The organism is Mycobacterium persicum (assembly GCF_002086915.1).
In the GTDB taxonomy this organism is placed as follows: Bacteria; Actinomycetota; Actinomycetes; order Mycobacteriales; family Mycobacteriaceae; genus Mycobacterium; species Mycobacterium persicum.
This window is the reverse complement of the sequence record NZ_MWQA01000001.1, coordinates 3,083,749-3,102,564: the sequence shown is the minus strand read 5'-3', so window position 1 is coordinate 3,102,564 and position 18,816 is coordinate 3,083,749. Positions and strand designations below refer to the sequence as shown.

Genomic DNA, 18,816 nt, shown 5'->3' with positions numbered 1-18,816 from the left:
TCGCCCCGCGACGTCGAGTCGGGGAGTTACAGCTATGTAGTTCCGGTGGACAGGCGGACAGGGCCATCGGCAGAGCGCGGAAGATCGGAGATTGTTTCACGTGAAACATGAACATTCTCCCGAGCCGGCCCGGCTGTTGCGACCCGCATTGGAACCCTTGCACCCCGACCAGTCCGGGATCCCGATGGCGATCTTTGGCGACCGGCTTGGACTCGCCCGGAGATACGCCGACTGGTTGGCGGGCTGCGGTGTCGAGCGCGGGTTACTGGGCCCACGTGAAGCCGAACGTGTCTGGGAGCGACATCTATTGAACTGCGCGGTCGTCGGCGAGCTCGTCAATCCGGGTGAGCGGGTAGTTGATATCGGCAGTGGTGCCGGACTGCCCGGCGTGCCGCTGGCTCTGGCACGCCCCGACCTTCGGATCATTCTTCTCGAACCGCTGCTGCGGCGCAGCGACTTTCTGCACGAGCTCGTCGCGGACCTAGCGCTGCCGGTGGAGGTGGTCCGGGGCCGGGCCGAGGACCCGGCGATACGAAAGCGACTTGGCGCCTGCGATGTCGCGGTGTCAAGGGCGGTGGCCCCATTGGACAAGCTGACGAAGTGGAGTATGGCGTTGCTGAAGCATGACGGGCGAATGCTTGCGATCAAAGGAGAGCGAGCCGCCGATGAAGTGGAGAAGTATCGGCGTGTAATGGCCCTATCGGGTGTGGGTGATGTCAGGGTAGTGGAATGTGGCGCGAACTATTTAAGGCCAACCGCAACCGTGGTGGTGGCACGGCGAGAAGGTCAGAACCGACCGGATCGTGGGCAATCACCGGACGGAGTAACAATATGAATCCGCCCCGGTGTGCCGCTGTATCGACCCCAGCTGCTCCTGCAGGGCAGGCGGGGATCTCTCCCGGCCGGCGGGATCGGCCGGAGTCGCCCTTTTCGGTAGACGCACCCGGTGCGGAAGCGCCGGCCGTAGCCGCCACACCGCCGGTATCCGGGGCGCAGTCTACGGTTACCGCTCGCTCGGCGAGGACCTTTGGGGGTGCCAACCCAGTCGGTCGCGGTGCCTCGACGGCGCTGCTGGCCACCGAGTTGGCGTCGGCGGCGGAAACAACGCACAATCCCACGGTGAATGTTTCACGTGAAACATCAACCGAAATCGACACCCCAATCGGCGCCGCAGCCGAACGCGCCATGCGTGTCCTGCACACCACTCACGAACCGTTACCGCGACCACACCAGCGGCGCCTGTTCACGGTCGCCAACCAGAAGGGCGGTGTGGGCAAGACGACCACCGCGGTCAATCTTGCCGCCGCCCTTGCCGTTCAGGGGCTCAAGACGCTCGTCATCGATCTCGACCCGCAGGGCAACGCGAGCACGGCGTTGGGCATCACCGAACGGCAATCCGGGACGCCGTCGTCCTATGAAGTGCTCATCGGCGAAGTGTCGCTGCGGCAGGCGATCCGGCGCAGCCCGCATAGCGAGCGACTGTTCTGCGTCCCGGCGACGATCGATCTCGCCGGCGCCGAAATCGAACTGGTGAGTATGGTGGCGCGGGAAAACCGGTTGCGTACCGCGCTCGCCGAGCTGGACAACCTGGACTTCGATTACGTCTTTGTCGACTGCCCCCCATCGTTGGGACTGCTCACCATCAACGCACTGGTCGCCGCCCCCGAAGTGCTGATCCCGATTCAGTGTGAGTATTACGCGCTGGAGGGCGTCTCACAGCTGATGCGCAACATCGAGATGGTGAAGGCGCACCTCAACCCCGAACTCGAAGTCACCACGGTGATCCTGACGATGTACGACGGACGCACGAAGCTGGCCGATCAGGTGGCTGAAGAGGTCCGCCGGTATTTCGGGAGCAAGGTATTGCGGACGGTGATTCCCCGCAGCGTCAAGGTATCGGAGGCGCCGGGCTACAGCATGACGATCATCGATTACGATCCCGGTTCGCGGGGAGCAATGAGCTACCTCGATGCCAGTCGTGAACTGGCCGATCGTGATCGACCATCAGCCGGGAGGGGACGACCATGACGCAGCCGTCACGCCGGAAGGGCGGCCTTGGACGCGGACTGGCTTCGCTGATTCCCACCGGTCCCGCCGATGGTGAGTCCGGACCGTCGTTCGGCCCACGCATGGGGTCGGCGACCGCCGACGTCGTGATCGGCGGGCCCGCGCTCGACGCCAGCCCGATGGGTGCGGTGTACCGCGAGATCGCCCCGTCGGACATCGAGGCCAATCCCCGGCAGCCGCGCCAGGTTTTCGACCAAGAGGCACTACAGGAATTGGTGCACTCGATCCGCGAGTTCGGGCTCTTGCAGCCAATCGTCGTGCGAGCGATCGGGCCGACGCCAAGCGGTGCGCACTACCAAATCGTGATGGGGGAGCGACGTTGGCGCGCTGCCCAAGAGGCCGGCCTGACCACGATTCCCGCCATCGTGCGCGAAACCGGTGACGACAGTCTGCTGCGCGACGCCCTGTTGGAAAACATTCATCGCGTCCAGTTGAACCCGCTGGAGGAGGCCGCCGCCTACCAACAGCTCCTCGATGAATTCGGCGTCACCCACGATGAACTGGCCGCACGCATCGGCCGGTCGCGCCCGTTGATCACCAACATGATCCGGCTGCTCAAGCTGCCGATCCCGGTTCAGAGGCGGGTCGCCGCAGGGGTGTTGTCGGCTGGTCATGCGCGTGCGCTGCTGTCGCTAGAGGCTGGGCCGGATGCACAGGAGGAACTGGCGAGCCGGATTGTCGCCGAGGGTCTGTCGGTGCGAGCCACCGAGGAGGCCGTCACGCTGGCGAACCGAGCCGGTGCCAGCACACCGAACCCGCCGCGGCGCAAACCGATCCACATGCCCGGACTCCAAGACGTTGCCGAGCGACTGTCGACCGCTTTCGACACCCGAGTCACGGTCAGCCTTGGCAAACGCAAGGGCAAGATCGTGGTGGAGTTCGGTTCGGTGGAAGATTTGCAGCGGATCATCGGGTTGATGACTGATGCGAAGGCGTGAGCCGTAATACCGGGTAATTACGTCACTGTGACACTGACGCGGTTCCGGAATTGGGAGGCAGTGCTTGTTGCGGTGCACTTGGACGCAGACCCTATGCGCGTCAAGGGTTTTCGTGAAGCGGCGGGTCGGTTGTGATCAGCGGAGCCGGTCGTGACCCGGCAGCGGCCGGCGGCAACCCGGGGGGCTAACCGATACTGGCCCAACCGCGACCAACTCTCCTATCCTGGAGAGGTTGCTGGTGCACATCAGCCGGGGGAGATCGGGGCTGTGGGCGTGGCCGTGCGACAACGCGGGCCGAATGGCTCGCAGAAAAGCGGGGCTGACAGTTGCAGTACCGCACGGAGGCCAGGAGACTAGTGACTGCTCGTATCACAGCGCTGCGGCTCGAAGCCTTCGAGCAGCTTCCTAAGCACGCGCGCCGGTGCGTGTTCTGGGAAGTGGATCCTGCGACCCTGGGCAACGATCACCATCTCGCTGACCCCGAATTCGAAAAAGAGGCCTGGCTGTCCATGGTGATGTTGGAATGGGGTTCGTGCGGTCAGGTGGCGACGGCCATTCCGGATGAACGCAGTGCCGCCGAACCGCCCTGTTTGGGATATGTGTTCTACGCTCCGCCGCGAGCGGTACCGCGGGCCCGCCGATTTCCGACGGCGCCGGTGTCTGCCGATGCGGTGTTGTTGACGTCGATGGGTATCGAACGCGGACTGGCCCCCGATGATTTGCCACGCAGCCTGATCGCTGGGGTGGTCGACGAACTGGTCCGACGCGGGGTCCGCGCGCTGGAGGCTTTCGGCCGCACGGCGGAGGTGGCCGATTTAGCGGATCCTGGACTGGTCGACCCGGAAGTGCGTCCAGTGCTCGAGGCTGTCGGTGACTGCTCCGTCGACCACTGCGTCATCGACGCAGACTTCTTGACCGACATGGGTTTTGTGGTCGTGGCCTCGCACAGGTACTTCCCGCGGTTGCGGCTCGAACTGGACAAAGGCTTTGGGTGGAAGGCCGAGGTAGAGGCGGCTTTGGAGCGATTGCTGGAAAATGCGCAGCTGCAACAACCCGTGGGGGCGGCTTCCACCGCGAGTTCCACCGCCAGTTCCACGGCTAGTTCTACCTCGAGGGCCGGCAACAGCATCTGACGGCTCGGAAAACCAGGTGCCCTCGGAACTTCGAAATTCAGGAACCGCCGAGCCTGCTGGCCCGCTCCACCGACAGCTCGTGGGCCAATAACTCGGCGAAAGTGAAAGTCCCCGTGGGCCGGTCGTTTTTGCCCAACAAGTAGAGGCGCTTGACTGCGGCAAGAATACCTTCGGCAATGGCGTCGCGGGTCTGTGTCGAAACCAGCATCTCCCGGTCGTGGGGATTGGTGATATAGCCGATGTCGACTTGAACGGTCGGCATCCGGGTCAGCCGCAACAGATCCCATGTTCTGCCATGGGTACGGCAGTCCCGTAAACCAGTGCGCGCCACCACTTCTCGCTGAATAAAGTCAGCCAGATTGCGACCAATGGTGGACACCGACCCGTGCGAGTTTCCGAAGTGGAACGAGGCGACGCCGTTAGCTGAAGGACTGGCTTGGGTCTCGCAGCGCAGGCTGATCATCAGATCTGCGCCAACCGCGTTAGCGGTGGCGGCGCGTTCGGCGTCTGACGGGCTGTGGTTGGCCGGGCGGGATAAGAAGGTCTCCATGCCGATGGCCGACATGCGTCCTTCGAGGCGACTCGCCAAGTCCCACAAGACGTCCGCCTCGCTGATCGGCCCGGCCGGGCCTTGGGTGATCAGGCCGTGATCGGCACCCCCGCGGCCCGGATCGATGATGATGCGCTTGCCGGACAACTTGGGGCCCGAACGGCGGACCAGCTCCTCTTCCCGAATCGCGTGCGGTGAGCCGCCGCTGACCCGTGAACTGAGAAAGTACAAGGACCGCAACGTTTCCGGGCCGCAGATACCGTCGGCGGCGAGCCCGTACTCACGCTGGTACGACATCAGCGCATTGTGGGTCTGCAATCCGAAATATCCGTCGACCAGCCCCGTGTAGAACCCGAGATCTTGAAGTCGAGCCTGTAGTGTCGCCACATCGTCGCCGTAGAGGGGCGCACCGAATTGGTGATAGAGCGTGCGGGCACCGAGCCGGTAGGAAGCCTCCTTCAACGCCCGATAGGTGGCCTCGCCGACGATGCCGTCAACGAGCAGTCCGCGATGCTGCTGGAAGGCACGTACCGCTTGGTCGAGTTCGGCGTCGAACACCTCGAGTGCGACATGGCGGCCTGTAGTCAGATCTTCGTCGGGATTATCCAGCATCCCCAGCGCGGCCAGCGCAGCGCGGATCTCGGTGACAGCGGCGCTACGGTCTCCACAGCGCAGCGCGTCGCCGTCTTCGCGGCGCGGACTCGGCATACCAAAGGCCCTCCAGGACTCACTGAACTCGCTGACAAATGCAACACAGCTAGCCGCTATTGTCGCAGACGCTTCCCGATTTCGGGAAAACCCCAGGCTGATCCGGGGCCCGACGCGTCGTGCAGGCAGCGGTTGGTCGCGGCACCACAACTGCTGCGACGTGACGGTATGGCGAAGTGGCATTGCGGGGTGCGAAAAGAGTTCTTGCCACCGAAACCCGGGCGGCTTTGGGCAATTTCTCGATGCTGTTTGCTGCGGTGAGCGCGTTGCGGCTTGCGATGGCCGGGGCGGATCGCGGCCATGTCGGTGAGTTTTGTCGACGTTGACGGACGACGGCGATGTGCTTGCTGCTTTCGAGCCGCGTACGAAATGAAGAATCGGTCTTGAAGGCCTGCGCACCGGATCAAACACGGTGGCGGCCAGTCCCTCGGGGCTGCTCGAAGGTCGCGATTTGGCCGACTTGGCGACTCCCGCTTCGCTCGAGCAGTCCCGAGGGACTGGCCGCCACCGGATGCTTTAGGCTAGGCGCCCCATTTGGCGGCTTCGGCCATGTCACGGGCGTTCATCGCCAACGTGTTGGATTCATGCGTGGTGGCCATCGATTGATATGCGCTGACCAGTTCCTGCATGGACTGATTCCACTGTGCTTGCCAACCCTGATAGGTCAGCCCCGTGTCGCCCTGCCACGCATTGGATAATGCGGCCTGCTCGGTGGCTATGTCGGCACCCAGGCCGTGCAGCGTTCCGGCATACCCGGACATGTCCCCGGCATGAGCCATCATGGCGGGGTAGTTGTACATAATCTGCGACATCACAAACCCTTTCAGAAATGACGATGGTTTACTTGGGCCTCAGAAGCCGGTGTAGGCCGAAGCTGCAGCCGCATCGGCCGCCACATAGGTGCCTGCGGCATCACCCAGATTGGCCTGCGCGATGTCCAGCAACGCATTCACCTTGCCGGCCGCCTCGACAAACCGGGCGTGCGAGGCCTGAAATGCCGCCGCTGACTCACCCTGATGAAATGCCTGCGCCGACATCGCTGACTGCTCAGCCGATCCGATTGTGTGCCGCATCAATCCCGCCTTGGCGGCAAACGCCGACTGCGACGCCACCAACTGCGGAATGTGGGCATCCAACAAACTCACAACAACTCTCCTTCGAACTCGATTTTCCCGTGGCTTTCCTGGTTACCTGACCGTCACACCGCTACGCCGATCAACCCCCCATCGCCGAGCGCTCCGACTAGCCCGTGCTCCCAGCTGGCCGGCAGCATCGGAATTTGCGCACCATCGCCCTCAGAACCGATGGCGGCCAGCCCGGCAGCGCGCATTTCGGCCCCGTTGGTCAGCGTTCCAGCAAAACCGAAGCCGTCAGAACCGTGATTACCAACAGCCGCAGACACTGACGCCGTGCTCTCTGCCGAAGCCGCCGACACCAATTGCGCTGGCGACACCGCTGCCGGTGCAGTTACAACCGGCAGCACCGCATCGACCGCCACGGCAGACGCCGGGGCCACCGCTGTGACCTGCACCGCGGCGCTGGCGCTTGCGGCAGTCGCGGGAATGGCCAATCCCGAAGTAACGTAAGTCGACAAAGCCGGACCAGCCAGAGCGAAATTTCCGATAATCCAATCGATAATCAACCCGATGCCTTGAAAAAAAGCAATTGCCGGCGACAGGAAAAAGAATGTGCCCATAACGACCATGATAAGTGGCGCGGCTAAAGGCAAAGCCAGCAAATACAATGCAACGGTGTAATCGCCCAACAGAGCTGCCACACCAGCAGCAACCACGAGTAAAGGAGAGATCAGAAGCACAAAGGCGAAAGCCCAAAAGAACACGAACATCAGTGCTTCGTTAAGGATCGTTTCTACGATGAGATTCAGAATTTCCCAGAAGGGGAAGGGGGTGAGCGTGGTCTGGGCGGCTAGGGCACCGGGGGCGCGGCCGGGTTTGAGGATGACTGGTGCCGTGGTGGCGCGTGGTGTAGCGGCCAGTGCCGCGGCAGAAACCGCGTCGTAGGCGCTCATGATGGCGGCGGCCTGGATCCACATCCGCACGTAGTCGGCTTCGTTGAGTGCGATCGGGATCGTGTTGATACCAAAGAAGTTCGTGGCCAGCAGCACCGCATGGATGGTGTGGTTGGCGGCCAACTCCCCCAACGTGGGCATTGTCGCCAGCGCAGTCGCATAGGCAGTGGCCGCGGCCTCGTGCGCGGCAGCCGTGCCCGCATTATCGCTGCTGGCTTGCATTAGCCAGGCCAGATATGGGGCATAGGCCGCCGCACACAGCTCCGCGCTGGGACCTTGCCAAGCCCCGGCCGCCACCGCGGCTAGGACCAGACTCAGTTCCTCGGCCGTGTCGGCATACTGAGCACTTAGCGACAACCACTGCGCGCCGGCCGCGACCAACGGAGCCGGCCCCGGGCCAGCACTTAGCATCGCCGAATGCACCTCCGGCGGGCATGCCATCCAGACTGGTGCGCTCATGCCAGGCCGGCCGCAGGCGCATATGTCAACGCCGCGGCGGCATCGCCAGCGGCATAACTGACCCCGGCCTCACCGATGCCGACACCAGAGCGGGCCAGCTCTTCGACACCCTCGGTCGCGATCCCCAGGTGCTGCACACCGCAGGCGCTGAGCCCGGCCGCGGTACGCAACGACACCGGGTCGGCCGCTGGAGCCACCACTGCGGTGATCAACGGCGCCGTGGCCGCATGCGCAGCCGCCAACCGAGCACTCAACGCCTCCACCGCCGCAGCTGCGCCGGTCAAGCCCTCAGGAACCACCCACAACGTCAAATCGACACTCCTCGTCCTAATGGTTTATGACTCCGCGGATTTCCGATTGCCGAATTCGCGGTATTCAATGACTGACCGATTGCACCATGCCCGCCGACCCGGGGCAACGACGTGCCGATACATTCACCCACTCGGATCATAAGTACAAATGATCAATGCGACACAGCGAAGACGGCGAACCTCGCAAGGGCTGCAAGGCGCGCCTGCCCAGGCGATCCCACTGATAGATAACAGGGTTCGAGTGCGAGAAAGCGAGAGTGACCGATGAACGGAGCCGTGCTGACCGACAGAAGAAAAGGAAAGGGACGCTGATGCGCTGGGCGTTGGCCACGCAGATGTCGGTGTCGCCGTTGGCGGCGCTGCTACGGGTTATGCCGCGAGGCCGCTCGTACGCGAAAGTGGTTGCACAGCAGCGATTTCCACTTTCGAGCGGGAGCCAAGCCGGCCCGCCGGCCGCAAGCTTTTATGGCCGCCGGGAGCGGTGCTGCGCAAGCCGACTCTCCCGGCGGGCCGGAACACGTTCTGCCTGACCAGATTTCACTACCATTTCAGTCACTGCGGACAGCAGGGAGCATCCGTCCGGCGGCGCCGGACCGCAACGGCGTGAGCACCGATCCGACCGCATCGAGAAATCACCGCCGCTGCAGACGGAGTGCAAGCGGCATCGTCGCTACACCCCGACGGGTCGTGAATCGGGCACCGGCCCAGTGACGAGCTACTAGCTGAGGTTCGGTACCACGTCGGAAATCTCGCGTAGCAAAGCCGCTTTCCCCTTGGCCCCGACAATCCGTTTCACCGGCTGGCCGTCTTTGAACAGGATCATCGTGGGAATCGAGATGACCTGAAAGTCGCGCGCGGTTTGCGGATTGGCGTCGACGTCGAGTTTGGCCACGGTGAGGCTGCCCGAACGCTCGGCGGCGATCTCTTCGAGCACCGGCGCCACCATCTTGCATGGGCCGCACCAGGTAGCCCAAAAGTCAACCAGCACAGGCTTATTACTAGACAGCACAGTGGTGGAAAAGGATGCGTCGGAAACTTCGATTGTGGCGCCGGACTTGTCGGAATCGGTCATTGCTGTGCTCCAATCAGCGTGTCGGTACTGTCAGCGTGCCCTGTTGCTTCGCGTTCGGCCAGCCAGCGTTCGGCGTCGATGGCAGCGGCACAACCGCTGCCGGCTGCGGTGACCGCCTGCCGGTAGGTGCGGTCGACCAGGTCTCCGGCGGCGAATACCCCGTCCAGCGATGTGCTGGTGGTGCCGCCGTTGACCAGCACGTAGCCGTCGGGATCCAGATCGAGGGCATCGCGCACCAGGCCGGAACGCGGCTCGTGTCCGATCGCGACAAAGACGCCGGTTACCGGCAGCGTGGTTTCTTCACCGGTGACGGTGTCGCGCAACCGCAATCCGGTGACGGTCGTGTCCCCGTCCACGGCGAGCACCACCTGGTTGGTCAAGATGTTGATTTTGTCGTTTGCCTGGGCACGATTGAGCATGATCTTGGAGGCCCGGAACTCGTCTCGGCGGTGCACCAGCGTGACACTGCGGGCAAAGCGCGTCAGGAAGGTGGCCTCCTCCATGGCCGAGTCACCGCCGCCGATGACGGCGATGTCCTGGTCGCGGAAGAAGAACCCGTCACAGGTGGCACACGAACTCACGCCGCGCCCGAGCAGCTCCTGCTCGCCGGGCACATGCAGGTAGCGCGCCGCCGCACCCATCGCCAGGATCACGGCCCGAGCGCGGTGGATTTCCCCTTCTGCGGTGACCACCGACTTGATCGGTCCGTCCAGCGATACCGACTCCACGTCCTCCATGCGCAGGTCGGCACCGAACCGCAGCGCCTGTTCCCGCATCTGGTCCATCAACTCGGGACCGGTGATACCGTCGCGGAAACCCGGATAGTTCTCCACCTCGGTGGTGGTCATCAGTGCCCCGCCGAACGAGGTGCCTTCGAACACCAGCGGCGCCAACTGCGCCCGGGCGGTGTAGAGAGCGGCGGTGTACCCGGCAGGACCGCTGCCGATGATGATCACGTCGTGGATGGTGTCTGGAGTGGTGGAAGCGGCGGTCATGCGGGCCTTTCGGGTGCGGAAAGCTGATCTCGGACTTTTATGAACGCCAGCGTAGGCACTGGTGTTCCCTTCCGCGCGTTGGACCATGCCGGGATGCCGCTACGAGCCGGTGGCTCGGGCAACTGTGGTGCTGGCCAACAGGCCGGTATCGGCGGCGCTGCAGTTGAGCGCCACCGCGTAGACCGCCACGGTGTCGGGACCGTCGCCCGGTACCACCAGCAGCACCCCGGGGCGGGCGTTGATGCCGATCGGTTGGGCTCCCAGGATCTGCGTGGATGCCGGGTAGCCCAGGCCGCTCAGGCAGGACGCGCGCCGTGACGGGTCGACGAGGGCGGCATCGACAGGGCCGTAGTCGGGCGTGCGTTGCAGCAGTTCCAGGATCTGTTCGGGCGACAGCGGAATCACCGGCGGCGGCGTCGAGACGGTGATGTGCATTGCGGTGGCGGGCGTGGTCGGCGCCGGCGAGGGCGCAGTGACCAGTGCGGCGGTACCGACGCCGATCGCCGCGACGGCCGCGCAGAACCCGGCTATCCCGGCAAGGATTTTCCCGGGGCGGATGCGCGGCCGGGCTGCGTGCGCGGCGGGCGACTCGCCGGAAGCCGCGGACCGCAACGTCGCGAAAATCCTGGCGGCGACATCGGCGGGAGGATCCGTCGTCGACGCCGGATCAGCTCCGGCGGCCGCGAGGTCGCGGCGCACCTGCTGCAGGGCACGCCACATTGCCGCTGCCTGCGGGTCGGTGCGCACTCGTCGGCGGACGCCGGCGGCGGCTTCGTCGTCGAGCAGACCGGCCTGCAGATCGGCGAGGAGCTCGACGGTCAGCGGCGGGTTCGCGTCGGCTTCGTGTCCGGTTCCTTTCATCCGCCCCAGTGTCCGTCATTCACCGCTTGATGACGACCCGCGCCCCGCGCGGGAGTGCGCCGCGCCGGTCTGTGCTAACTCCCATCGAAAACGTTGGCGCCGGTGTCGAGGTAACCGAGCAGCCGCGCAAGCCGCGCCCGCCCGCGGGCGCAGCGGCTTTTGACGGTGCCCTCGGCCACACCCAGCATGCGTGCCGTGTCGGCGATCGAATACCCCTGCATGTCGACCGCGACCACTGCGGCCCGTTGTTCGACCGGAAGCTGGAGCAGCGCTCGCTGCACCAAAATCTCCGTCTCCACGCGGGCCGTTGCATCCGGAACCGGATACACGTCATCGAGTGGGGCGGTCGGCCGGGCCCTGGCCTGGCGCAGCCGGTCCAGGCAGGCATTGACCACGATGCGGTGCAGCCAGCTGCTGACGGCCGCGTCATAGCGAAACGACGCCGCGCACCGGTGTGCCGAGATCATCGCGTCTTGCAGTGCGTCCTCGGCGTCTTCCGGGGTACGGCTGGTGAGCCGGGCCAACCGGTACAGGTGGCGCTGATGGCGGCGGAACAACTGCTCGAAGGCGCGGTGCTCGCCGCCGACGAAAGCCGCCAACAGCTCGGCGTCACTGCGTTCCCTTCTGCCCCCAAAACCCACCGCCGGACAGTAACCAATCGGTAGCCGCAGGGCACTTCACTCGTTTGCGGCGCCGTGCGGCAATCAAGATGCGGCCTGGACGGTGATCTCCGAGATGTCGGCGCGGCTCTTGCCGTCGGTGGTTCCCAACGTTGAAATCCACACCAGCAGGTTGGACGTCGGTGCCGATGATTTGACCGCGATGGTGTTGTGGCCCGGCTTGAGTGCGGTGGCCGAGGTCAGCACGGAGGTGTCGTCGAGCTTCGACGGGTTCGGCGTCGGTGACGAGCGGATCTCGACCTTGGTGCCGGTGCTGGAAATGTCGACGGTGACGGCTCCGACCACGGTCGGCTTCGGCAGCTGCAACATCAATCCGACGCCGTTCTTGAAAGCCGGGAACGGCACGGCGTCGGTGTAGGTGTCGGTTTGCCAGGAAGTGCTGGGATTGCCGTCGATAGCCAGCTCGGCCTGGCCTGGGTTGTCGGCCTCCCCGTCGGGGGAGAAGACGGTGGCTTTGGTGGGTTTGACGGTGCTGCCGGCGGGGGCGGAACTGGCCTCCGACGCCGACGACGTTTGGGTGTTCAGGCCGAGCTGGTCACGGTTGAGGCCGGCGCCGACGTTCCCGAAGACCTTGTTGATCACCGAGACCAGAACCAGAAGCGCGACCAGCAGAACGGCGGCTCCGGTGCTGATGCCGATCAGCAGGTTGCGGCGACGCCGCGCATAGGCTTCGCTGTCCTCCGCTGCCGAGCGGCGCACCGACACCTGCGGCGCCGGCTCGACGGGACCGAGCACCTCGGTCCGGTCGGCCACCGCAGTCGCCTGCTGAAGCAGGTTCAAAAGCGTTGAGGCACTGCGTATTCCGCCGTTCTCCTGGACCGACCGGACGGCAACGGCAGAAATCTGGAAGGGAATGTCGCGGTCGACGACGGTCGGTTCGACGGGCTCACCGGACGCATCCCGTTCGGCCGGGGGGAACCCGCTGCGGGTCCCGGACTCCGGCAGCGGCCACTGGTTGACCAGCAGGGCATACAGCGCGGCGCCAATGCCACGGATGTCGTCCTGCGGGTTGGCTTCCGGCATGGTCGCCGGATAGGCCAGTACCACGTCGCCTTCGATGCTGACGCGCACCCGGCTGGGGTGGTCGATCGAGAGGGCCACTCCGGCGCGGTGCGCGGCGTCGGCGGCCGCGGCCAGCGACTGCATCGCCCGGATTGCCCCCACGGGCGACGGCGCGGTCTCGGCGACCTCGCGCAACGAACCGCCACGGATCCATTCGGCGACCACCACACCCCCGGAGCCGGTGTGCAGGACGTCGAGCACCCGCGCGATACCGGGTTTGTCGATGCGGCTCAGCCGCAGGGTGCGGGCCAGGATTCCCTGGCGCATCTCCTCCGGCAGCATGCCCTCCGGGTCGACGAAGGTCAACGCCACCTGGCGATCCAGCGCGGTGTCCAGCGCCTGCCAGAACCGCAGATGCGATGTGCCGCCGTGGAAGATCAGCAGCCGGTAGCGGCCGTTGGCTATGCGGGCGCCCGGAACCAGGTTGACGTCGTCTCGTGGCACCGACGGTTCCGGGCCACGCTCGCGTGGCGCATCGAACGGAATCGGCCCGCGGGCATCGGCGTCGCCGTTGAGCCGGTCGGGCCGGCGGGGCCGCGACCCGGCACCCCGATCGAGGTCGGCGGGAATATCGGGCTGAAAGTCGTCGGCAACCGGCCGAGGGAGGTCAGTGCCGGAGACGGCGTCGGACGAGGCGGCGCTATCCGATGGGCGGTCGGTCACCTCCGGTCCTTTCGCTATCCCGGGTCTGATTGCCGGGGGTCTGCGCCGGATCGGCTGATGGACCGTGGTTTCCCCCGGCGGGGACGACTTTCTTTGCTCAGGGTACGTGACGCGGTAACGGCCAGACGATCCCTCCGCCGCAGTGGTCTCGCGCCGACGGGGTTTGCCGGGCAGAACGCCGAGGCGATGCTGGATCACCCGCAGCGCCGCCTGTGCCTCCGGGACCTGCGCGCCGAGCATGACCGCGGCCAGAATCGGCGCCATGATCAGGCCCAGCACGAGCAGCCGCAGCAGTGAGCCGGCCCCACCGCCGTGGGCGGTCAACTGAGCCAGGCCGAGCAGCCGATCCGCGACGTGGGCAATCAGGCCGGCCAGCAACGAGGCGGCAGTCGTCACCAGGACGGTGTGCCCCTCGTGGGCGCTGATCAGCTGGCCACCGCCGGGGCGCAGCGCCCGTCGCAGCAGGTAGTAGCCGATCGTTGCGCCGGCCAGGAATCCGAGCCCGTTGGCCAGTCCCAGATAGCCGGCAACCAGCTCGGGGTCGTCGGTGACGTGCGGCGCCAGCAGCGAGGCGACGATCTTGACGCCGGTGATGACCACGATGATGACGATGGGCGTCCAGGGTTGCTCCCGGGCGTAAAACACCCTCAGTTGCAGCAGCACCAGCCCGTAGGGAATCAAGGTGAACGCCGACAACGCGATCGCGGCGCCGAGGTATCCGGCATCGACTTGGCCGAAATGCCCGTAGGCGAACAACGCGGTGCCCATCGCCGGCCCGCCGACCGTCATGAAGGCCACCGTGGGGATCAGCGTGATCATCGTCAGCCGGGTGGCCAGTGACAGGTCGGCCAGCACCGCCGGGATGTCGTCGGCGGCGGCGTTGCGGCTCAGTCGCGGCATCACCACGGTCAGCACGGTGACACCGATGATGCCGAACGGCAGCATCAGCACCAGCCACGTGTAGTTGTAGATCGCCGGGCCCGACGCCGCTGCCGTGCTGGCGATCTGGTTGCCGACGACCAGGCCGAGCTGACTGATCAGCACATACAGCACCATCGCGGCGGCCATCGCGCCAAATCGCTTGAGCCGCTGGTCGATTCCCCACAGCGGCCGCAGGCTGATGTGCTCGCGCCCAATCGCCACCAGCAGCACGGCGGTTTGGGCGAACACCCCCAACGTGGTGCCGATGCCCAGCACCAACAGCTTGGGGTTGCCCATCTTGACCGGATCGATCGACAGCTCCCCGGGGACCGCCAGGTACACCCCCAGGGTCGCGATGGCGACGAGGTTGTTGACGACGGGCGCCCACGCCGGCGGCCCGAACACGTTGCGGGTGTTCAGGATCGCCATGAAAACCGACGACAGGCCGTAGACCAGGACCTGGGGGAGCAGCAGGTAGGCAAAGGCGGTGGTCAGCGGCTCGTTGACCTGCGGATTGCGGCCCAGCATCAGCCGCACCAGCAGCGGTGCCGCGGCCACCGACAAGAGGGTGGCCACGATCAGCAGCGTGGTGGCCAACGTCACCAGTCGGCGCACGAACGCGGCGCCGCCGTCGAGGTCGTCCTGCTCGGCACGGGCCAGCACCGGCACGAAGATCGCGGTGAAGGTGGCTTCCAGGACCAGCGCGGCGACCAGGTTCGGCAGCTGGTTGGCCACCGAGAACGAGCTGGAAAGCGCGGCCCCCAGGATCGCGGCCAGCAGCACGATCCGGGCGAAGCCGGTGAGCCGGCTGATCAGTGTCGCGAACGCCATTCCCCACGATCGCGACACCAGGGCGGCGTCGGACAGTTCAGACCGGCGCGGGGCCGGCTGCTGATCCGGTCGCTGCGGCGCTGGGTGCACTCGCCGCGGAGCCGGTTTCATACCCGGTGCTCTTCTTCGACCCGACGGTCGGGCGCACCGTGCTGTTGGGTGTGCCGGGCCGGGGGCGGGTCGGGGCGATCCAGGTCGGCGCGGTCGGGCTGGCCGCGGAATCGGTGCCAAAGCCGCCGTCCGGCCAGTGTCACCAGGACTGCCGCGGCGGTGAGGGTGATGGCGAACAGCACCTTGCCGTAGGCGTTGGAGTGCACCGACAACCGCACCGGTTCGCCCAGCGCCATGCCGTCGGGTGTCTTGAGCGCCACGTCGATGGCGACCCGCTGGGTGAAGTTGACTTCGATAGGCACCCGCAGCGGCAGATATCCGGGCGGCAGCTCGATTTGGCCGACGTCGGTGACCGTCATGCCGGGCGGAGCGTCGACCTGCAGCTTGACCCGGATGGGTACCGCCAGACCGTTGTGCAGCGCCAGGGGAAGCGGACTGTGTTCGGTGGCCAGGGTGTAAGAGCCGCCCGGGTTGACGATGGTGACCGCACCGAAGAAGTCGTTGATGGTGTTGCCGACCACCGCCAGCCGCTGCTGGGCCAGGCCGTTGCGGGTGTCCGGCGGTACCGACTGGCTGAGCGCGCGCAGCATGTCCTCGCGGAGCGGCGCGGTGTATTGCACGCCGGTCAGCCCGGTGCGGTCATCGGTGGTCAGCGCCGCGGTGAGCTTCCACAATCGGCCGACCTGGCCGGCGATCTGCGCGGTGATGTCGTCGCTGATCCGGCCGCGGGCGGTGGCGGGGTTCGCCTCGGTGCCCGGGGGTTGCGGTGGCTCGGTGTGCGCCGCCGCGTCGGCGATCAGCGCCGGCAGCGGACGCGGCACGGCCAGTCCGGCGTGAATGGTGGTGGCCAGGGCGGTGAGGATGGCCTGGGCATCGTCACCCTGCAGGTTCCACGTCGCCGGTGGCACCAGGATCTGGGTGCGGGGGGCGGCGTCCGGGTACAGGCTGCGCCACAGCAGGGCACCCAGCGCGTCCTGGCGGCGGGCGGTGGCCGAGTCGTGGCTGATGCGAACCGACAGCGACGAGTCGAGGTAGGTGGGAACGATCGGGTTGGTGCCGGCCGCGGCGAGCGCGGCGCCGACGGCGGGGTCGAACGGCGCGGCGACCAGCTGGGGGGACAGCCGCCGGGGGGTGATGTCGGGGTTGGCCGAATTTCCTGGAGCGGTTTCGGGGGTGGGAAAGTCGGCGGCCGCGATGGCGACCATGCCGTCGTCGGCGCTGAGCAGTTCGACCGCGCGGCTGGTCAATGGCCCGTCCGGGATCAGGGTTGCACCCCGCACGGAGTTGATGTCGAGAATCTTGTCGACGATGTCGGCGGCGCTCACGGTGGCGATCGTGCTCAACCCGGGATCGTTGACCCGCTGCAAGGCGTCCAGGTCGGCCTGGGAATACGGCAGCGGTGCCACGCAGGTGCGATGAGCCAGCGCGCGCAGCCGGTTCAGCCAGATGGTGGCCGCGGTTTGGCCCGTTCCCGGGTGGGTCGGGGTACCGGGCAGCTGCCCGGGGCCGTCGGGGGAGTCGGACACCACATAGCCGGCGGTCATCGCGTTGACGGTGACCAGCAGATCCGGATCGACCGCCAGACACAGTGCGCGGGTGACGGCGCCCTCGGGGTCGACGTCGCGGCTGGTGGCGAGCTCGGCTGCAGAGAGCAGGGTGTCGAGTCGGCCGCCGTTGGCCAGCGAGTTGGCCAGGTCGTCGTCGACGAGCCGCACTGGAATGGTGCCGCCCGGGACACCGGGGGCCAGGCGTGGCCGGTCGGCGAGCGGCCACAGCATGGTGATCCATACCGGCTTGGTGGTTTCCGGTGCGACGGCGGTGTCGAAGCCGGCTGCCTTGTCGGACTTATCAGGGGGTACGCCCACGACGGGCAGCAGGAACCGGGCGTTGTCGAGCCGGGCGGGTGCCCCGTAGTCGGGTGTCCCGTTGACGTTGACCAGGAGCGGGAAGATACCCGGTTGGTCGATGGTCAACGACGGTTTGGTCAGCGAACGCAGCGGAGCCGACAGGCTGAACCCCGCCCCCTGTCCGCGCTGCAATTCCGGGGCGACCGTGACGAAGTCAGCGGCCGGCTGGTACTGGTCGGTGCTGCCGTCGAGCGAGGTGCGCAGGGCCGAGGACGCGGTGACGGTTCCGGCATGCTCGAGCCGGACCATCACGTCATGGACCGGGCGGTCGCCGATGTTGGTCACCGTGCCGCTGACGGTGACCGTCGGGTCGCTGGTGGTGGTGACAACATCCGGGGTCACCTGATCGATGCGCACCTGCACAAACGGCGTGGGCGTGGGCTCACCCGCGGTCGCGCGCGGTACATTGAGCACGCCCGCGAAACCGGCCGCGATGCCGATCACGGCGGCGAGGCGCCACAAACCGGCCCAAGGCACTCGCAACGCAGTCACGGCCCGTGAGAGTTCTTTCGGCTCGGCGGCGATCCGTCGGCGTGCCGGGTGCGTGAGTGGGTCTGCGGCCGTCGCCGCGGTGAGCTGGGCGGAAGCGGGGGAAGTGCGGCCGGGCCGTCGGTCTGCAGTTTGTCGATCAGCTCGTCGGCCACTTCGGCCAGGCGGCGTTCGTCGGCGTAGGCCAGCCGCGACGGCAGCTCCCGGATCGGCACCCAGGCCACCTCGGCTACCTCGAGATCGTCGTCGGAAAGCTCTCCGCCGGAGAAGCGCATCAAATAGTGATGCACGGTCTTGTGCACCCGGCGGCCGTCGGTGACGAACCAGTAGTCGATGCGACCCAACGCCGCCAGCACGCTGCCGCGGATTCCGGTTTCCTCGGCGACCTCACGGATGGCAGTCTGTTCGGCCGTCTCGCCCATTTCGATGTGCCCCTTGGGCAGCGACCACAGCATGCGTCCGCGTCGGTCGATACGCCCGATCAGCGCCGCGACCTGCTCGTCGCGCGGTCCGTCGATACCGTCGATGACCAGTCCTCCGGCGGATGTCTCGTGTACCGTGCGCAACCGGTCCGGACGGCCGCGACGCGAGCGCGGCCGGGCAGGTCTTGCCGATGACGGGGTGGCGGCGCCGTTGCCGGTCGGTTGGGCGTCCGTAATATTTTCGGCGGAAGCCGCAACGCCACGACCGCGGCGCCGGCCCCGGCGCCGACGTGGTTTGGCTTGTTCGCCCTGCGACACCCAAGCGATATTAGCTGGCACGAGCTGGTGTTCCGGATGTACTCGCCGTCGTGGGCTGCAGGTTCGGGCGGTCGGGTCGCGCGCGGGCGCGCCGGTGGGTGGCCGGCGGCGGACAAGGCGAGTCCCGTCGGCCACTTGCGTCACAGAAGTCTCTGGTTGGTGGACGCGCGACGTGCCCACCCTCGAGCGACTGCGGTGTGGCCATCCCACCGAACCCCGCTCGGTTGATCCGCCTCCCTCGACGAGCCCGCAAATACCCGTCAGCGCCACGCCGAGCGATTCCCATTAG

At 66.3% G+C, this 18,816-nt stretch carries 16 protein-coding genes; 4 read left to right on the top strand and 12 right to left on the bottom strand.

Going from position 1 to position 18,816, the window contains the following annotated elements:
• The first annotated feature begins 91 nt into the window (after positions 1-91).
• The 4 genes from rsmG to B4U45_RS14150 all read left to right on the top strand — a co-directional run bounded on the left by rsmG (position 92) and on the right by B4U45_RS14150 (position 4,138).
• The gene (rsmG, locus tag B4U45_RS14165; RefSeq protein ID WP_371686648.1) at positions 92-835 is read left to right on the top strand and encodes a 16S rRNA (guanine(527)-N(7))-methyltransferase RsmG; all 744 of its coding nucleotides are present in this window, start codon (positions 92-94) and stop codon (positions 833-835) included.
• A gap of 233 nt (positions 836-1,068) precedes the next feature.
• Positions 1,069-2,028 carry a ParA family protein gene (locus tag B4U45_RS14160; RefSeq protein ID WP_240316724.1) on the top strand — a complete coding sequence of 320 codons (960 nt, stop codon included), beginning with the start codon at positions 1,069-1,071 and terminating at the stop codon, positions 2,026-2,028.
• Positions 2,025-3,005 carry a ParB/RepB/Spo0J family partition protein gene (locus B4U45_RS14155; RefSeq protein ID WP_075547687.1) on the top strand — a complete coding sequence of 327 codons (981 nt, stop codon included), beginning with the start codon at positions 2,025-2,027 and terminating at the stop codon, positions 3,003-3,005. The genes B4U45_RS14160 and B4U45_RS14155 overlap by 4 nt, the downstream gene beginning before the upstream one ends.
• A 356-nt stretch (positions 3,006-3,361) precedes the next feature.
• Positions 3,362-4,138, top strand: coding sequence for an acetyltransferase (locus B4U45_RS14150; protein WP_075547686.1), 777 nt, complete (start codon positions 3,362-3,364; stop codon positions 4,136-4,138).
• Positions 4,139-4,175: 37 nt separating this feature from the next.
• Here B4U45_RS14150 and cwlM read toward each other — a convergent pair whose 3' ends face one another.
• The 12 genes from cwlM to B4U45_RS14090 all read right to left on the bottom strand — a co-directional run bounded on the left by cwlM (position 4,176) and on the right by B4U45_RS14090 (position 18,527).
• A complete protein-coding gene (cwlM, locus tag B4U45_RS14145) occupies positions 4,176-5,396 on the bottom strand; it encodes an N-acetylmuramoyl-L-alanine amidase CwlM (RefSeq protein WP_075547685.1) in 1,221 nt (406 codons plus the stop codon).
• Between the two features lie 521 nt (positions 5,397-5,917).
• On the bottom strand, positions 5,918-6,208 hold the full coding sequence (locus tag B4U45_RS14140; protein ID WP_075547684.1) for a WXG100 family type VII secretion target: 291 nt from the start codon (positions 6,206-6,208) through the stop codon (positions 5,918-5,920).
• A 39-nt stretch (positions 6,209-6,247) separates the two neighbouring features.
• Positions 6,248-6,541 carry a type VII secretion system protein EsxG gene (esxG, locus tag B4U45_RS14135; protein WP_075547683.1) on the bottom strand — a complete coding sequence of 98 codons (294 nt, stop codon included), beginning with the start codon at positions 6,539-6,541 and terminating at the stop codon, positions 6,248-6,250.
• A 53-nt stretch (positions 6,542-6,594) separates the two neighbouring features.
• Positions 6,595-7,884, bottom strand: coding sequence for a PPE family protein (locus B4U45_RS14130; protein WP_075547682.1), 1,290 nt, complete (start codon positions 7,882-7,884; stop codon positions 6,595-6,597).
• The gene (locus B4U45_RS14125) at positions 7,881-8,195 is read right to left on the bottom strand and encodes a PE family protein (RefSeq protein WP_075547681.1); all 315 of its coding nucleotides are present in this window, start codon (positions 8,193-8,195) and stop codon (positions 7,881-7,883) included. The genes B4U45_RS14130 and B4U45_RS14125 overlap by 4 nt, the downstream gene beginning before the upstream one ends.
• A gap of 718 nt (positions 8,196-8,913) precedes the next feature.
• Complete coding sequence (gene trxA / locus B4U45_RS14120) at positions 8,914-9,267, bottom strand: thioredoxin (protein WP_075547680.1); 354 nt, start codon at positions 9,265-9,267, stop codon at positions 8,914-8,916.
• Positions 9,264-10,262 carry a thioredoxin-disulfide reductase gene (trxB, locus tag B4U45_RS14115; protein WP_075547679.1) on the bottom strand — a complete coding sequence of 333 codons (999 nt, stop codon included), beginning with the start codon at positions 10,260-10,262 and terminating at the stop codon, positions 9,264-9,266. The genes trxA and trxB overlap by 4 nt, the downstream gene beginning before the upstream one ends.
• A 99-nt stretch (positions 10,263-10,361) precedes the next feature.
• Positions 10,362-11,123, bottom strand: a complete 762-nt coding sequence (locus B4U45_RS14110; protein WP_075547678.1) for a hypothetical protein — start codon at positions 11,121-11,123, stop codon at positions 10,362-10,364.
• 74 nt (positions 11,124-11,197) lie between these two features.
• Entirely contained in the window at positions 11,198-11,764 is a 567-nt protein-coding gene (gene sigM / locus B4U45_RS14105; protein ID WP_075547677.1) for an RNA polymerase sigma factor SigM, read from the bottom strand.
• Between the two features lie 63 nt (positions 11,765-11,827).
• On the bottom strand, positions 11,828-15,391 hold the full coding sequence (murJ, locus tag B4U45_RS14100) for a murein biosynthesis integral membrane protein MurJ (protein WP_122526541.1): 3,564 nt from the start codon (positions 15,389-15,391) through the stop codon (positions 11,828-11,830).
• Positions 15,388-17,790 (bottom strand): hypothetical protein, encoded by a 2,403-nt coding sequence (locus B4U45_RS14095; protein WP_075547675.1) that lies wholly within the window; start codon positions 17,788-17,790, stop codon positions 15,388-15,390. The genes murJ and B4U45_RS14095 overlap by 4 nt, the downstream gene beginning before the upstream one ends.
• Complete coding sequence (locus B4U45_RS14090) at positions 17,787-18,527, bottom strand: NUDIX hydrolase (protein ID WP_075547674.1); 741 nt, start codon at positions 18,525-18,527, stop codon at positions 17,787-17,789. The genes B4U45_RS14095 and B4U45_RS14090 overlap by 4 nt, the downstream gene beginning before the upstream one ends.
• Positions 18,528-18,816 lie beyond the last annotated feature (289 nt).

Bases quoted from the DNA above. Each gene is read 5' to 3' on its own strand.
- B4U45_RS14155 (WP_075547687.1), top strand. From the start codon at position 2,025: ATGACGCAGCCGTCACGCCGGAAGGGCGGCCTTGGACGCGGACTGGCT.
- cwlM (WP_075547685.1), bottom strand. From the start codon at position 5,396: ATGCCGAGTCCGCGCCGCGAAGACGGCGACGCGCTGCGCTGTGGAGAC.
- B4U45_RS14140 (WP_075547684.1), bottom strand. From the start codon at position 6,208: ATGTCGCAGATTATGTACAACTACCCCGCCATGATGGCTCATGCCGGG.
- B4U45_RS14130 (WP_075547682.1), bottom strand. From the start codon at position 7,884: ATGAGCGCACCAGTCTGGATGGCATGCCCGCCGGAGGTGCATTCGGCG.
- trxA (WP_075547680.1), bottom strand. From the start codon at position 9,267: ATGACCGATTCCGACAAGTCCGGCGCCACAATCGAAGTTTCCGACGCA.
- trxB (WP_075547679.1), bottom strand. From the start codon at position 10,262: ATGACCGCCGCTTCCACCACTCCAGACACCATCCACGACGTGATCATC.
- B4U45_RS14110 (WP_075547678.1), bottom strand. From the start codon at position 11,123: ATGAAAGGAACCGGACACGAAGCCGACGCGAACCCGCCGCTGACCGTC.
- murJ (WP_122526541.1), bottom strand. From the start codon at position 15,391: ATGAAACCGGCTCCGCGGCGAGTGCACCCAGCGCCGCAGCGACCGGAT.